Source organism: Streptomyces sp. NPDC041135, from assembly GCF_055592085.1.
Genome location: NZ_JBVIYZ010000005.1, coordinates 317,736 through 332,039 on the forward strand (window position 1 = coordinate 317,736; position 14,304 = coordinate 332,039).

The 14,304-nt window shown below is 73.6% G+C and carries 15 protein-coding genes and 1 pseudogene; 5 read left to right on the plus strand and 11 right to left on the minus strand.

Annotation, left to right across the window (positions count from 1 at the left end; all coding sequences use genetic code 11):
• Positions 1-57: 57 nt before the first annotated feature.
• The 6 genes from ACZ6CZ_RS14955 to ACZ6CZ_RS14980 all read right to left on the minus strand — a co-directional run bounded on the left by ACZ6CZ_RS14955 (position 58) and on the right by ACZ6CZ_RS14980 (position 5,675).
• A complete protein-coding gene (locus ACZ6CZ_RS14955) occupies positions 58-471 on the minus strand; it encodes a roadblock/LC7 domain-containing protein (RefSeq protein ID WP_469019884.1) in 414 nt (137 codons plus the stop codon).
• Positions 472-691: 220 nt separating this feature from the next.
• Complete coding sequence (locus ACZ6CZ_RS14960) at positions 692-1,294, minus strand: GTP-binding protein (protein WP_469019888.1); 603 nt, start codon at positions 1,292-1,294, stop codon at positions 692-694.
• Between the two features lie 187 nt (positions 1,295-1,481).
• Positions 1,482-1,892, minus strand: a complete 411-nt coding sequence (locus ACZ6CZ_RS14965) for a DUF742 domain-containing protein (RefSeq protein ID WP_469019890.1) — start codon at positions 1,890-1,892, stop codon at positions 1,482-1,484.
• Positions 1,893-1,911: 19 nt separating this feature from the next.
• Positions 1,912-2,349, minus strand: coding sequence for a roadblock/LC7 domain-containing protein (locus ACZ6CZ_RS14970; RefSeq protein WP_469019892.1), 438 nt, complete (start codon positions 2,347-2,349; stop codon positions 1,912-1,914).
• Positions 2,346-4,850, minus strand: coding sequence for a sensor histidine kinase (locus ACZ6CZ_RS14975; RefSeq protein ID WP_469019895.1), 2,505 nt, complete (start codon positions 4,848-4,850; stop codon positions 2,346-2,348). Before ACZ6CZ_RS14975 ends, ACZ6CZ_RS14970 begins: the two co-directional genes overlap by 4 nt.
• Before the next feature lie 51 nt (positions 4,851-4,901).
• The gene (locus tag ACZ6CZ_RS14980) at positions 4,902-5,675 is read right to left on the minus strand and encodes an MHYT domain-containing protein (RefSeq protein ID WP_469019899.1); all 774 of its coding nucleotides are present in this window, start codon (positions 5,673-5,675) and stop codon (positions 4,902-4,904) included.
• A 152-nt stretch (positions 5,676-5,827) separates the two neighbouring features.
• Here ACZ6CZ_RS14980 and ACZ6CZ_RS14985 point away from each other — a divergent pair, with 152 nt between their 5' ends.
• Positions 5,828-6,427, plus strand: a complete 600-nt coding sequence (locus ACZ6CZ_RS14985; RefSeq protein ID WP_469019902.1) for a class I SAM-dependent methyltransferase — start codon at positions 5,828-5,830, stop codon at positions 6,425-6,427.
• A gap of 15 nt (positions 6,428-6,442) precedes the next feature.
• On the opposite strand, the pseudogene ACZ6CZ_RS14990 reads toward ACZ6CZ_RS14985, so the two are convergent.
• Together ACZ6CZ_RS14990 and ACZ6CZ_RS14995 are read right to left on the minus strand one after the other, a co-directional pair.
• Positions 6,443-6,544, minus strand: a pseudogene (locus tag ACZ6CZ_RS14990) (alpha/beta fold hydrolase); the annotation flags it as partial.
• A 24-nt stretch (positions 6,545-6,568) separates the two neighbouring features.
• On the minus strand, positions 6,569-7,474 hold the full coding sequence (locus ACZ6CZ_RS14995) for an oxygenase MpaB family protein (RefSeq protein WP_469019906.1): 906 nt from the start codon (positions 7,472-7,474) through the stop codon (positions 6,569-6,571).
• Between the two features lie 96 nt (positions 7,475-7,570).
• Between ACZ6CZ_RS14995 and ACZ6CZ_RS15000 the strand changes: the two genes are divergently transcribed.
• Both ACZ6CZ_RS15000 and ACZ6CZ_RS15005 read left to right on the plus strand, forming a co-directional pair.
• Positions 7,571-7,867: a hypothetical protein gene (locus tag ACZ6CZ_RS15000; protein WP_469019911.1), complete on the plus strand. Its 297-nt coding sequence runs from the start codon at positions 7,571-7,573 to the stop codon at positions 7,865-7,867.
• A gap of 138 nt (positions 7,868-8,005) precedes the next feature.
• Positions 8,006-8,848, plus strand: a complete 843-nt coding sequence (locus ACZ6CZ_RS15005) for a hypothetical protein (protein ID WP_469019917.1) — start codon at positions 8,006-8,008, stop codon at positions 8,846-8,848.
• A 33-nt stretch (positions 8,849-8,881) separates the two neighbouring features.
• Here the strand turns inward: ACZ6CZ_RS15005 and ACZ6CZ_RS15010 are convergent, their stop codons facing one another.
• Positions 8,882-9,064 (minus strand): hypothetical protein, encoded by a 183-nt coding sequence (locus ACZ6CZ_RS15010; RefSeq protein WP_280885721.1) that lies wholly within the window; start codon positions 9,062-9,064, stop codon positions 8,882-8,884.
• 274 nt (positions 9,065-9,338) lie between these two features.
• On the opposite strand from ACZ6CZ_RS15010, the gene ACZ6CZ_RS15015 reads away from it, so the two are divergent.
• Positions 9,339-10,679 (plus strand): esterase-like activity of phytase family protein, encoded by a 1,341-nt coding sequence (locus tag ACZ6CZ_RS15015; protein WP_469019922.1) that lies wholly within the window; start codon positions 9,339-9,341, stop codon positions 10,677-10,679.
• Between the two features lie 6 nt (positions 10,680-10,685).
• Here the strand turns inward: ACZ6CZ_RS15015 and ACZ6CZ_RS15020 are convergent, their stop codons facing one another.
• Positions 10,686-10,997 (minus strand): hypothetical protein, encoded by a 312-nt coding sequence (locus tag ACZ6CZ_RS15020; RefSeq protein ID WP_469019924.1) that lies wholly within the window; start codon positions 10,995-10,997, stop codon positions 10,686-10,688.
• A 481-nt stretch (positions 10,998-11,478) separates the two neighbouring features.
• Positions 11,479-12,645, minus strand: a complete 1,167-nt coding sequence (gene xylA, locus ACZ6CZ_RS15025; protein WP_469019931.1) for a xylose isomerase — start codon at positions 12,643-12,645, stop codon at positions 11,479-11,481.
• A gap of 186 nt (positions 12,646-12,831) precedes the next feature.
• On the opposite strand from xylA, the gene xylB reads away from it, so the two are divergent.
• Positions 12,832-14,277, plus strand: a complete 1,446-nt coding sequence (xylB, locus tag ACZ6CZ_RS15030) for a xylulokinase (RefSeq protein ID WP_469019933.1) — start codon at positions 12,832-12,834, stop codon at positions 14,275-14,277.
• Positions 14,278-14,304: the final 27 nt, after the last annotated feature.

The window sequence follows — 14,304 nt, forward strand, 5'->3', positions numbered from 1 at the left end:
CGGCGCTCGGCCCGGCGAGCCTGTGGATAACTCACCGCGTCCGAGAGAAATACCAGGTCAGAGGTCGGTGGGCGAGATCCGTTCAGGTTGCCGGGCGTCCACGGCGAGGTGCTCGCCGACGCGGTTGACGAGCAGGGTCATCTCGTATCCGATCTGGCCGATGTCGGCCTCCGCGCCGCTGAGGACGCACAGACAGCTGCCCGTGCCGGCGGCGGTCACGAACAGGACGGCGTCGTCGTACTCGATCATCGTCTGGCGTACCTGGCCGGCGCCGAAGTGGCGGCCGGATCCCTTGGCCAGGCTGTGCAGGCCGGAGGCGACGGCGGCGAGGTGCTCCGCGTCCTCACGGCGCAGCCCGGTGCTCGCCCCGGTCACCAGTCCGTCGTTCGACAGGACCAGTGCGTGCCGTACGTGGTCCACCCGCTGGGTCAGGTCGTCCAGGAGCCAGCCGAGTCCCTGGTTCTGCGCCATGTCGGTCTCCCCGTGTCGCGTCTCCCCCTGGCTGAAGGATCTGCGGCCAGCCTTCACCACCACCGCCGTCCCGGCAAGGAGAACGGGGGCACGGCGCGGAAGATGACCGACGGACGACGGCAGGCACCGGACTCCCGGGCGGCTGGGCACCGCTGCACGGACCGGCACAGGCCGGCCTTGCGGGCGGGCGGTGGCCGGGCGACCGTCGGGGCGGGCAGTGTCAGCCGACGGAGTCGAGGAGCCGGGCCGTGTGCATCCGCCCGGCGTACTCGACGAGCCGGATCAGCACCTCCTTGCCCGAGTCCCGGTCGCGGGCGTCGCACAGGACCACCGGTGTGCCCCGGTCCAGGTCGAGGGCGCGCGAGACGTCCTGGGCGCCGTAGCTCCGGCTGCCGGTGAAGCAGTTGACGGCCACGACGAACGGGATGTGCCGGTGCTCGAAGTAGTCGACCGCCGGGAAGCAGTCCTCCAGCCGCCGGGTGTCCGCGAGGACCACGGCGCCGAGGGCTCCTTGCGACAGTTCGTCCCACAGAAACCAGAAGCGGTCCTGTCCCGGTGTCCCGAACAGGTACAGGGAGAGGCCGGAACGGATGGTGATCCGGCCGAAGTCCATGGCGACGGTGGTGGTGACCTTGTGGTCCACGCCGTCGGTGTCGTCCACCGACTGGCCCGCCTCGCTGAGCAGTTCCTCGGTGCGCAGCGGCCGGATCTCGCTGACGGCCCCGACCAGGGTCGTCTTGCCGACGCCGAATCCGCCGGCGACCAGTATCTTCAGCGCCATGGCGGACGTGTCGCCGGCGGCGTCGAGGTGCTCGGAGGCCATGATCACTTCTCTCAGGTGGGCCGGGTGCGATCGTCGTCGGGTTGCGGAGCCAGCATCATGACGCCTGCGGCGGCGCCGCGGGCGGCAGGACCGGTATGGGTCCGATGTGGCCGGTGCGCGTCGGGTTCGGGTCGGAATTGGCCGCGGAACGGGGGCGGTGGGCGTCCGATTGACCGTGAAGCTTCATCTACAGCGCCCGCAGTCCCGCGATGACCTCGCGCAGTATTCGTTCGTCGGGCAGGTGCGCGGGAGGTACCGGGCGGCTGACGGTGACGCAGCCCAGTTCCATGAGGTCGCCCACGAGCACCCGGACCACTCCCACGGGCAGGTCGGCGCCCGCGGCGAGTTCGGCGACCGACTGCGTCTCGGGCCGGCACAGGTCGATCAGCGCCCGGTGTTCGGGGCCGAGCGCGGTGTCGCCGGCCGGGGGGCCGGCGGGGTCGAGCGTGACGAGGGAGATCAGGTCGAAGCGCACCCCGGCGGGGCCGGGCCGGGTGCGGCCGCCGGTCATGGCGTAGGGGCGGACCAGGGGTCCGGCCTCGCCGTCGTACCACTGGCTGCCCTGCTCGTGCGGGGCGTCCGTCGTGTCGTCGGTCATCGGTGGCGCTCTCTTCGGCTCATCCGGCCGCGGGCGGCCGCGCGGCGGCGCGCGGCGCCGTGTACAAGTGCTCGCCCACGCGCTTGACCAGCCTGGCCATCTCGTAGGCGACGAGGCCGATGTCGGCGCTCACCGCGGTGAGCAGGGAGAGGCAGGAGCCGTCACCCGCGGCGGCCACGAACAGGAACGCCTCGTCCATCTCCACCATGGTCTGGCGTACGCCGCCCGCCCCGAAGTGCCGTCCCGCGCCCTTGGCGAGGCTGTTGAAGCCGGAGGCGACGGCGGCGAGGTGCTCGGCGTCCTCGCGCCGCAGGGCGGACGAGGAGCCCACGGCCAGGCCGTCGTTGGACAGTACGACGGCGTGCCGTATCTCGCTGACGCGCATCACCAGGTCGTCCAGCAGCCAGTCGAGTTCGCCTGAGCGCTGGGCGGCTCTCATGTCGGGGTCCTGGATCATGCGCGGTCTCCTTCGGTGAGGTCGCTGTCCGGCGGGGTGGCGCGGCCGGGCCGCGTGCCGCCGCCGCGGGCCCAGCCGTCGCGGTAGGCGGCCATGCGGTCGCGGACGAGTTCGGGTGTGCGCCGCTCGGTGCCGTCGGGCGCGGCGGTCCGGGCGGGCGTCGCGGCCGGCTCGTGACGCAACTGGGGGGCGAGGCTGGCCTGACGCACCCGGCGCGGAAGGTCGTCGCAGGACTCGGAGGCGTTCGGTGGGCGGTGCGGCCTCAAGGCGGTGACTCCGGGGGGTGGCGGGTCGGTCGCGGGGTGCGTGGCGGGCGGCGCGGTGGCCGTGAGGACGGGTCGCTGGGCCGGGGCCGTGACTGCTTCCCGTGGCGGTGCCGTGCCGGACGCGCGCGTGTGCTCGCGCCGCGGCGCCCCGGCCGGGACGGCGGAGTGGTCCGCGCGGTCCGCCGGGCCGCTGTGCAGCAGGGCCGTGGGCAGCAGCACCACGGCGGTGGTGCCTCCGTAGGGAGAGGTCCGCAGGTGCACCTTGATGCCGTGACGGGCCGCGAGCCTGCTGACCACGAAGAGGCCGAGGCGGTCGCTGTCGAACAGGTCGAGCGTCTCGGACTGCTCGATGCGCCGGTTGGCCTCCGCGAGGGTGTCGGCGCCCATGCCCAGGCCCCGGTCCTCGACCTCCAGCGCGTAGCCGCTGCCGACGGGCTCGCCGGTGACCTGGACGCGGGTGTGCGGTGGTGAGAACTGGGCCGCGTTCTCGATGAGTTCGGCGAGGAGGTGGGTGAGGTCGGCGACCGCGGTGCCGGTGACGGACGCCTCGGGGAGCCGGCGTACCTCCACGCGTGCGTAGTCCTCCACCTCGGAGACGGCCGCTCGGACCACGTTCGTGAGGGACACCGGCATTCGCCAGGCTCTGCCGGGTGCCGCGCCGGAGAGGATGATCAGGCTTTCGGCGTGGCGCCGCATGCGGGTGGTGAGGTGGTCGAGCCGGAAGAGGTCGCTCAGCTCGCCCGGGTCCTCGGACCGGCGTTCCATGCTGTCGAGCAGGCTCAGCTGACGGTGGACGAGGACCTGGCTGCGGCGGGCGAGGTTGACGAAGACGCCGGAGATGCCGCTGGCGAGTTCGGCGCGCTCGACGGCGGCGCGCAGGGCCGCGCGGTGGACGGTGGCGAGGGCCTCGGCGACCTGCCCGGTCTCGTCCTCCGCCGGTGTTCCGGGGGGCGCCTCGGCCTGGATGTCGATCTCCTCTCCCGCGCGCAGTCTGCGCATCGCCTCCGGGAGTTCGCGGCGGGCGATCGCCAGGGCGTGGTTGCGCAGGCTCACCAGCTCGACCACGAGGGCGCGTCCGATGCGCACGGAGATGACGAGCGAGGCGGCGACGGCTGCGAGGCCGAAGAGGACGGCCGCGCCGGCCGGAGTGAGCAGGCCGCGGGTGACGGGGTCGGCGCGGCCCGCGACGACGCGGCCGGTGCCGGCGGCGACATCCCGCATGCCGTCCCGCACGCGTGCGTGGGCGGTGTTCCAGGTGGCCTCGGGCACCGCGTCGGCGGCCCGGGCGCCCGGGCCGCCGAGGACGTCGTCCTCGGCGGCGCCCAGGGTGGTGTAGGCGCGGCTGCCGGCCAGCCGGCGCCAGGCTCGGCTCTGGGCGCCGGGCAGATCGGCGACGGCCACGTCGGTGAGGGCGCGGCGGATGGCGACGGCACTGGTGAACAGCCGCAGCCGGTCGCCCTGGAGAGCGCCGGTCCGGTGGGCACCGGCGAGGAGCACGTCCTCCTGGGCCAGTGCCTCGCCCGCGCGGGAGAACTCCAGCAGCACGCGCGCGTCGGACCCGACGTCGGCCTGCTGCACTTCGGTGAGGGCCCCGTCCACCGCGAAGGCGGTGCCGATCACCCGGGTGTAGCGCTGGTAGGCCGTCTCCCAGCCCGAGCGGTGGTCGAGCACCGCGGTCCGCAGGGCGCCCAGGTCTTCGACGCCGTCGACGAAGGCCTTGAGACGTCGTGCGACACCGGGGGGCAGTTCCTGGCTGTCGGCGACGGTGTGGTCACCGCCGAGCCGCAGCCCGGACACGGCCCGGTCGGTTCGCGTCGCGAGGCCGCGGAGGTCGCCGCCGTGCCCGCTGCCCGGATCGGTGGCGTAGCGCACGGCGGCGGCGCGCTCGGCCTGCAGCGCGGTGACGGCCGCGGCCACGGGGGTGCGCAGTTCGGCGTCGACGCGCTGCGACTGGCGGAGCCTGGCGACGTCCTGGGCGGTGCTGACGGTGGCGTAGGCCCACAGGGCGAGCAGGGAGACGACGGGCACCATCAGCAGGCAGACGACCTTGGCCCGGACGGTACGGGGGCGGGTGCGCCGGCGGCCCTGACGCGCGGGCGCGTTGTCCGGCCGTTCGTGGGCGGCTTCGCCGGGGCCTTCGTCGGCCGGGGCTCCGGCGTGGGCGCGGCGCCCGCGCGCGGGCTTCGGGGACGGCGTCCTGGCGCCGGCTGCGGCGTTCCTACGGGGTGTGCGCATGGCCTCCTCGCTCGGTCGGTGGGGTCGCGGGCGCTCTGTCTCGAGGACGCGCTAGCTGGTGGCGCTCTCGACCGGCCGCTGGGCCGGGGCGGTCGCCTCCCGCTCCCCGGTGGACGGTGAGAGGGCGACGTAGGCCGAGGTGAGGAACAGGTAGGACCCGAGGCCGACGGCGAGGGGGAAGATGAACTGCATCGCCGTGGCCCCGGGAAGGAGGTCACCGGACGGGGTGACCCGCACGCCGACCGCGAACATTCCCGTGTAGTGCATGCTGCTGACGGCCGCTCCCATGACGAGGGAGGCGAGGGCGACCGCGCGGGGCGACTTGATGTTGAGTCCGGCCCACAGGGCGGCGGTCGCGGCGACGACGGCGATCAGGACGGACAGTGCGACGAGCACCGGGTCGTAGGTCACGTGCCCGTGCAGCCGGACGGCCGCCATGCCGAGGTAGTGCATGCTGGCGACGCCCAGCCCGGTGGTGAGGCCGCCGAGCAGGAGTGCGCGGTTGCGGTCCCGGCTGTAGCCGACGGCGAAGACGCCGGCGCAGACGACGACCATGGCGACGAGCAGGCTGAGGATGGTCAGCGGCACGTCGTAGCGGATGTCGGTGCCGCTGACCCGGAAGCCGAGCATGGCCACGAAGTGCATGGTCCAGATGCCGGTGCCGATCGCGGAGGCGGCGGTGACGAGCCAGTTGCGGCGCGCCCGGCCGGTGCTGCCGAGCGCGCGGACGGTGCAGCGCAGTCCGAGCGCGGCGCCTATGCAGGCCATCGCGTACGACAGCGCGGGGGTCAGCCAGCCGAAGGCGGCGTGGTCCAGGTGTCCCATGGCCCCGGGACGCTAGCCGGGGCAGGGGCGCACAAAGGGGGCGCATTTCGAAAGTCGTTGGAACATGACACAGGAATGTCCCTGAACGACCACGTTCGGTTCGAACATGCGCACAGCGGTGTCCCTCGTGACAGTGAGGGATCATGCGAGGCATGAGCGACGACCACACACGCGTGCAGGAGTTCTTCGCGTCCCGGGCGGCGGACTGGGACGGCAGGTTCCCCGGGGACGGCCCGGCCTACGAGGCCGCCGTCGCGGATCTGGGACTGCGCCCGGGCGACCGCGTGCTCGACGCCGGCTGCGGTACGGGGCGCGCCCTGCCGCCGCTGCGCGCCGCTGTGGGGCCCTCCGGCGTGGTGGCCGGCCTCGACCTGACACCCGCGATGCTGCACGCCGCCGTACGGGCCGGGAGAGACCGCCACGGGCTGCTGCTGCTCGCCGACGTGGGCGCGCTGCCTTTCAGGGCGCGGTCCTTCGACTCCGTGTTCGCCGCCGGTCTCGTCTCCCATCTGCCGCGTCCCGAGGAGAATCTGCGCGAACTGGCGCGCGTGGTGCGGCGGGGCGGCACGCTCGCGCTGTTCCATCCCATCGGGCGGGCCGCCCTGGCGGCCCGTCACGGCCGGCAGGTCACCGAGGACGACCTGCGCGCCGAAGCCAACCTGGAACCGCTGCTTGCCCGCGCGGGATGGCGCATGGCCTCGTACACCGACGAGGACGCCCGGTTCCTGGCCCTGGCGGTCCGGGAAAGCTGACGGCGGACGGCGCCCTCACGTCCCGGCGACCGCCGCGGCGAAGGCGTCGGGGTCGTCGAACATGACGTCGTGGCCCGCTCCGGGCACGGTCACCACGCGCACCCGGCGGCCGGCCGCGCCGGGGTGCGCCACACCGTCGCCTCACTCGACGGCGTCGACCGCCGAGGCGTCCAGGTGGCGCACCGGGCAGCCGCCCCGGCCGGGAACGGGGCGGGTGCCCAGGTCCGCCAGCCGGTAGCCGTCGGGATAGCTCTTGATCTCCCAGTTCTGCCGGCCGTAGTGCGGCGTCCGGCGCGGTGGCAGCAGGCGTACCAGCCGTCCGCGTGCGCGCACCACCCCGCGTACGACGGCGGAGGTGACGGGACCCGGGGCCTCGTACCGGAAGGCCCGCAGCAGCGGCTCGTCCAGCAGGGCCAGCGTGGCGGTGCGCAGGACGGGGGCCAGCGGACGCGGGTACCAGGACGTCATGAGGCCGAGGGTGGCGTCGGAGACCTGCCGTGACCGCTCGTCCCAGGCGAAGTGGGCCTTCTCGTAGCTGTCGAGGCAGTCCTCGAAATCCTCGAAGGTCTCCGGGATGTCCCGGATGCCCATGTGGCGGCCGAGGGTGCGGTAGTACTCGGTGATCGCGACGATCTCGTGGCGGGACAGGCGGCGCCAGCCGTAGGCGTCGATCCAGCGTTTCGGTATCACGACGAAGGTGCTCAGCACATAGCGCATCTCGTCGTTGCTGATGTCGTAGCTGCGATGCATCTGGTTGATGCGGCGGATCGCGGTCCGGCCCTCCTCCGAGGCGAAGCCGTGCTCGATGACGGCGTCGAGGAGCAGCGAGGTGTCGTCGTAGCGCCGCTGGGTCCGCTCGGTCAGCTCGGCCGTCTCGGCGAGCAGCCGCCCGATGCTGGGCACCGCGTAGGTGCGGTACAGGGCCAGCTCCAGGGCCCGGCTGAAGTCCCAGGGGAATTCGAACGCGACGGTGAGCCGGTGTATCTCCGCGGCGTCCGCCACCGGATCCATGCGCCGGATCTGACCGAGCCGCTCGAAACGCTTCACCGCTGCGTCCCCCTTCTGTCGCCGAAGCTCGAACCTTACGTTGAATGAAGGCAGATGCCGATCAGTGGGGCAAGTATCAGGGGGAAGGTGGTTCACGTGCTGCAGACGATCCGCGCGTATGTCGCCAGGTTCCGCACGGCCGGTGCCGCGGCACCGGGGGCCGGCCGCGAGAAGCGCGCACACAACTTGTTCGAAGCCGCGGCCGTCTATGTGGCGGCGTGCGCGGACGACGACCAGGACCGGATCGACGAGGCCACGGCCTGGGTGTCGCCGGAGGCGCTGTCGTTCGGGGTGAGTGAGCTGGCCTGCCGGGCCGTCATCGCCCTGGCGCGGGAGCGCGACGAGTCGCCGCAGGCGGTGGCCCGTGACCTGCTGGGGCTGCCGGCCGCCTGAAACGTGACCTGTGACCAAGGGTGTTTCGCCCCCCTCCAGGTGGAAAACTGCAGCTCCGAGAGTGGTGGGCAGTCGTGACAACGGCCTTCCGCGCGCATTAGGGTGCGCGCCGATGGACGAACCACTGGGGAGGCAGGGATGGCCGGGACGGACGAGGAGGCCGTCGCCGTAGCGGACGATGCGCTGTATGTGCTCACGGCGGTGCTGCTGACGCCGGCGAAGTTCCCGAGCGTGCTGGGCGACGACTACCCGGAGGCCTGCGCGGCCCTCGGTCTCGCGCCGCGCGCCGACGGGTACGGGCTGGTGCTCGGCCAGGACGGCGACGGCGCTCGGTGGACGGTCGTGATCGACGACGTCTCGCTGGTCGCCGTGGCGATCGCGTCGTGGGACTGCGGGATGGAGTACGACCTCTCGCCGGACGAGCGCACGGTCGTGGCCGCCCTGCCGGGCTGGCCGCTGGCGGTCGCCGTCGCCGCCCCGGGTGTGCCCGCACCGCACGACCCCCGCCCCGAGGAAGCGGACGGTCCCGCCCTGACGCCGCCCGACACCAGTTCCTGGGGCCCGGCGCAGCGCCGCCTCGGTGCGGATGAGATCGCGCTGCAGTGGGCGGTGTGGCGGGAGCAGATCGACGACGCCGAGTTCCCCGTCCCGGACGGTCCCGCCGCGCCGGCGGAGCCCGCTGCGGACGGACAGGACTCGCCGGCACCGACCGGGCACAGCGGGGTGCGGCGCGTGCTGGCGGAGGCCCGGGCCTACGTCGACACCCCACCGCCGCTCGGCCGGGTCCGCTCGTCGTTCGCCCCGGGCGACGCCCGCACCCTGCGCGCGGACGGACCCGGCTGGTCGATGGTGGCCCGCACCGACGACATCGCGTTCGTGCTGCTGGACGACGAACCGGGCGAGGTGCTGCCGGTCGGCCGGGGCCCGGAGCTGCCCGGGCTGCTGGAAGCGCTCGACAAGATGGCCGTACGGCCCCTCTGAGCCGCTGCCGGGGACCTGACCGACCGCCGGGCGTCAGCGGCCGATCTCCTTGCGTGTCACACGGCGCAGCCGGCGCCGTTGCGAGGGGTCCAGCGTCAGATAGGCGGCCGCCGGCACCCCCAGCACGATCAGGAGCGCCGCCCACCAGGGCAGCCAGATCAGCAGGATGAGCCCGACCGCCACACCCCCTGCGGCGATCTTCGCGTTCTTCGACATGAGCGTCGCCTCCTTCGCGGCCGCTGCCGCTCTCTGCTGTGAAAACGGGCCCGCGCGTCCCCCGGTTCCGGACCCGGACCCTGAGACTTTCCTGAGCCGTGTCCCCTACGGGCCCGCCCGACGGGCTGCTGCCGGGCCTGCCGGACTCCGGAGAGCGTGCGGGAGCGTCCGACCGACGAGCTGTGGTCACCGCCCGTTCACCGGGCGGCCGGGAGGCGTTCCTCCCGAGGTCCGACCCTGGCCGCTGCTGACGCACTTGTCCACAGGAGGCCCGATGTTCCCGCACGCCGCCGGCCGGCACCATCTCCACCGTTCCCTCGTGACCGGCCTGCCCCTCGCCCTGGCAGCCACCCTCGCCGTGGCCGGCCCGGCCGGGGCGGCGCCCTCCGGCGAGGCCCGCGTCGTCCGGACGGCCACCCTCGGCGACATCCCGCTCGGTGCCTTCAGCAACGCCCTGCTGCCGGGCGGAGTCGACGACGACCGCGGGGTGGACCTCGGCGGCATCGGCAGCGACATCTACCCGGCGGACCGCACGGGCGAGTACTGGACGGTCACCGACCGCGGGCCCAACGGCCAGATCAAGGTGGACGGCACGAAGCGCCGCACGTTCCCGGTGCCGGGCTTCGACCCCGCCATCGTGAAGATCCGCGTGGCCGGGGACGAGGTGCGGGTCCTCGACGCGATACCGCTGACCACGGCCTCCGGGAAGGCGGTCACCGGGCTGCCGAACCAGCCCGGCCGCGACGAGGCGCCGTACGCGTACGACGCGCGCACCGCTCTGGCGTACGACCCGGACGGTCTGGACACCGAGGGCATCGTGCGCGCCGCGGACGGCACCTTCTGGCTCGTGGACGAGTACGGGCCCTCGCTGGTGCACGTCTCCGCGCGCGGGAGGGTGCTCACCCGCTACGTGCCCGAGGGGCTGCGTCTGACGGGGGCCGACTACCCGGTGGTGGAGGCGCTGCCGTCCGTCCTGCTGCACCGCAAGGTCAACCGCGGCTTCGAAGGGCTGGCGCTGCTGCCCGGCGGCGACCTGGTGATGGCGCTGCAGAGCCCGCTGTCGCTGCCGGACACGGACGCCGGGAACGCCTCCCGCACGACCCGCCTGGTGCGCTTCTCGCCGCGGAAGAAGGCGGTCACCGCCGAGTACGCCTACCGGTTCGACCCGGTGGGCGTCGTCGACCCGGGCGAGGACGACACCTCCGAGCTGAAGATCTCGTCGGTGGTGGCCGTGGGAGCCGACCGGCTGCTGGTGGAGGAGCGCACCGACAGGTCGGCGCGGCTGCTGCTGGTGAAACTGGACCGCCGGGCCGACATCCTCGGCGGTGCCTACGACGACGACACCACCTCACCCGCGCTGGAGCAGCTGGACGATCCGGCCGCCGCGGGTGTCCCGGTGCTCGCCAAGCGGCTCGTCGTCGACCTGGGCACGGTCAGCGGCGTTCCCGGGAAGATCGAGGGGATCGCGCGCGTGGACCACGACACGCTGGCCCTCGTCAACGACAACGACTTCGGCATGTCGGACGGGTCCGGTGCGTTCGACGCGCAGGGCCGCCTGGTCGACAGCGGCATCGAGACGACCGTGACCTACGTCCGACTGCCCAAGGGGGTCTGAGGACGCTCAGGGTGCCTCGCCCGGCGGGGAGGCCGACAGGAACGATTCCAGTCCGCTCGTCAGGGCGCTGGGGAACTCGGACGGCAGCTCGGTGGGGAACCCGGACGGCAGCTCGGTGGGCAGCTCGCTGGGGAGGCCGGACGGCAGCCCGCTGGGGAGCCCCGAGGGCAACCCGCTGGGCAGGTCACTGGGCAGACCGGGCGAAGGCCCCGGAGAACGGCTGGTGCCGCTGTCCGCGGGCCCCTTCTCGTCCGGGGAGTCGTCCCCGGACGAGACGGTCAGCACCACGGCCAGGACGGCCGCGACGGCCACCAGCACGGCGAGCACCGTGAACAGGGGCCCCCGGCGCCTTCGGGGTGGCTCCGGGTACCGCGGGCCGGCCGTGCCGCCGGGTCCGGGAGGTCCGAAGCCGTCCGGCGCCGGTCCGTAGCCATCGGCCGGCCAGGGAGCATGACCGTCGGACGGCCACGGATCAGGGCCGTCCGACGGCGGCTCGTATCCTCCGGACGGGGGCGGAGGGCCTCCTGGAGGTCCGGGCGGCCGGGGCGGTACGGGCGGTGTGGTCATACCGATCACAGTGGCGGGGAACCGGCCGCATGACGAGATCCACGCGGACGTTGGTACCGGCTCATGCCGGTGAACGCACGATTCCGCAGCATTCCGTGCGCAGCGGCGCGGCCGCGGGACCTCGTGCGGGCCGTGCGCGGCGCGGTCGGTGTCGCACCGCGGCGCCGGGCAGCCCGCACGCGCGCACGGCGCCGGGGCGGCCGCCCGGATCGGCCGCCCCGCGCGCGTGCGCTCAGCCGCGGGCGCCGAGGAGGTGGTCCATGGCGAGCTGGTCGAGGTGTTCGAAGGCCATGCCGCGGGCGGCGGCGGCGTCGACGTCGAAGTCCTCGAAGGCGGTGCGGTCGCCGAGGAGGTCCTGCAGGCCGTCCGCGGCGGTGGGCTCGGCCAGTTCGTCCAGGCGGGAGGCGCGCAGGGCGTCCTGGACGTCCGGGTCGGCGCGGAAGGCGGCGGCGCGCTCCTTGAGGATGAGGTAGTTGCGCATGCAGCCGGCCGCGGAGGCCCACACCCCGGTGAGGTCCTCGGTGCGCGGGGGCTTGAAGTCGAAGTGGCGCGGGCCGTCGTAACCGGCCGTCTCCAGGAGGTCGACCAGCCAGAAGGCGGCGCGCAGGTCACCGGCGCCGAAGCGGAGGTCCTGGTCGTACTTGATGCCGGACTGGCCGTTGAGGTCGATGTGGAACAGCTTGCCCGCCCACAGGGCCTGGGCGATGCCGTGCGGGAAGTTCAGGCCCGCCATCTGCTCGTGGCCGACCTCCGGGTTGACGCCGTACAGCTCGGGGCGCTCCAAGCGCTCGATGAAGGCCAGGGCGTGGCCGACGGTGGGCAGCAGGATGTCGCCGCGGGGCTCGTTGGGCTTGGGCTCGATGGCGAAGCGCAGGTCGTAGCCCTGGGTGGTGACGTACTCGCCGAGGAGGTCGAAGGCCTCCTTCATGCGGTCCAGCGCCACGCGCACGTCCTTGGCGGCGCCCGATTCGGCGCCTTCGCGGCCGCCCCAGGCGACGTAGGTCTTCGCGCCCAGCTCGGCGGCCAGGTCGATGTTGCGGATCGTCTTGCGCAGCGCGTAACGGCGGACGTCGCGGTCGTTGGCGGTGAATGCGCCGTCCTTGAACACGGGGTGGGTGAAGAGGTTGGTGGTGGCCATCGGCACCGTCATGCCGGTGGCGTCCAGGGCCTGGCGGAAGCGCTTGATGTGCGCCTCGCGCTCGCTCGCCGAGGAGCCGAAGGGGATCAGGTCGTCGTCGTGGAAGGTCACGCCGTAGGCGCCCAGCTCGGCCAGGCGGCGGACCGTCTCGGCCGGGTCCAGGGCTCCGCGGGTGGCATCGCCGAAGGGGTCCCGTCCCTGCCAGCCGACGGTCCACAGGCCGAAGGTGAACCTGTCCTCGGGGGTGGGCTGGTAGTTCATGTCGCGGCTCCTCGCTGCTGTCGATCCTGTCCGTGCGATCTATTTCGTCATCGCGCTTTACAAATTAGTATGCGATCGCAGCGCTGGGAAGAGACACCGACGGGAAGACTTCGGAGAGTCGTCGCCGGCGGAGCCCGCACCACCCGTACAGCCTCATCAACAAGAGCCGCATCAAGGGAGAGCCCGATGTCAGCAGCCGAGGGACCGCTCGTCGTCGGCGTGGACACATCCACCCAGTCCACCAAGGCGCTGGTCGTCGACGCGTCCACGGGACAGGTCGTGGCGAGCGGCCAGGCCCCGCACACCGTGTCCTCCGGCGCGGGGCGGGAGAGCGACCCCCGGCAGTGGTGGGACGCCCTGGGCAAGGCGCTGGACCAGTGCGGTGGCGCCGCGCGCGAAGCGGCCGCGGTGTCGATCGGCGGCCAGCAGCACGGCCTGGTCACCCTGGACGCCCGCGGTGAGCCGGTGCGTCCGGCCCTGCTGTGGAACGACGTCCGCTCGGCGCCGCAGGCGCGTCGCCTGGTGGAGGAGCTGGGCGGACCGAAGGCCTGGGCGGACCGCACGGGCAGCGTGCCGGGCCCGTCCTTCACCGTCACGAAGTGGGCCTGGCTGGCCGAGCACGAACCGGAGGCCGTCCGCGCCACCAAGGCCGTGCGCCTGCCCCACGACTACCTCACGGAACGGCTCACGGGTCAGGGCACCACCGACCGCGGGGACGCCTCAGGCACCGGCTGGTGGGCGTCCGGGACCGAGGCGTACGACGAGGAGACGCTCGCCCGCATCGGCCTCGACCCCGGGCTGCTGCCCCGGATCGTCCGGCCCGGCGAGGTGGCCGGCACCGTTCGCGACGGCCACGACCTGCCCTTCTCCAAGGGCACCCTGGTCGCGGCCGGCACCGGCGACAACGCGGCGGCCGCGCTCGGCCTCGGGCTGCGTCCGGGCACCCCGGTACTGAGCCTGGGCACGTCGGGCACGGTGTACGCGGTCTCCCGGCACCGCCCCGCCGACCCGACCGGCACGGTGGCCGGCTTCGCGGACGCGCGCGGGGACTGGCTGCCGCTGGCCTGCACCCTGAACTGCACCCTCGCGGTGGACCGCTTCGCCGCCCTGCTGGGCCTGGACCGCGACGCCGTAGAGACCTGCGCCTCGGTCACCCTCCTGCCGTACCTGGACGGCGAGCGCACCCCCGACCTGCCGCACTCCTCGGGGCTGCTGCACGGCCTGCGCCACGACACGACCGCGGGCCAGATCCTGCAGGCCGCCTACGACGGCGCCGTGCATTCGCTGCTCGGCGCCCTCGACCTGGTCCTCGACGCGGACGCGGACCGCAGCACCCCGCTGCTGCTGATCGGCGGCGGCGCCCGGGGCGCGGCCTGGCGGCAGACCGTACGGCGGCTGTCCGGGCGGCCGGTCCAGATTCCCGACGCGGCGGAGCTGGTCGCGCTGGGCGCCGCGGCCCAGGCGGCGGGGCTGCTGACCGGTGAGGACGCGGCCGCGGTGGCCCGGCGCTGGAACACGGCCGCCGGTCCGGTGCTGGAGGCCGTGGAACGGGACGAGGAGACGCTGGCCAGGATCTCCGGGGTACTCTCCGACGCGGCACCGCTGCTGGAGCGGGCCACGGACGCCGGCTGACCGGCCACCGCCGAGGACCCGAGGACT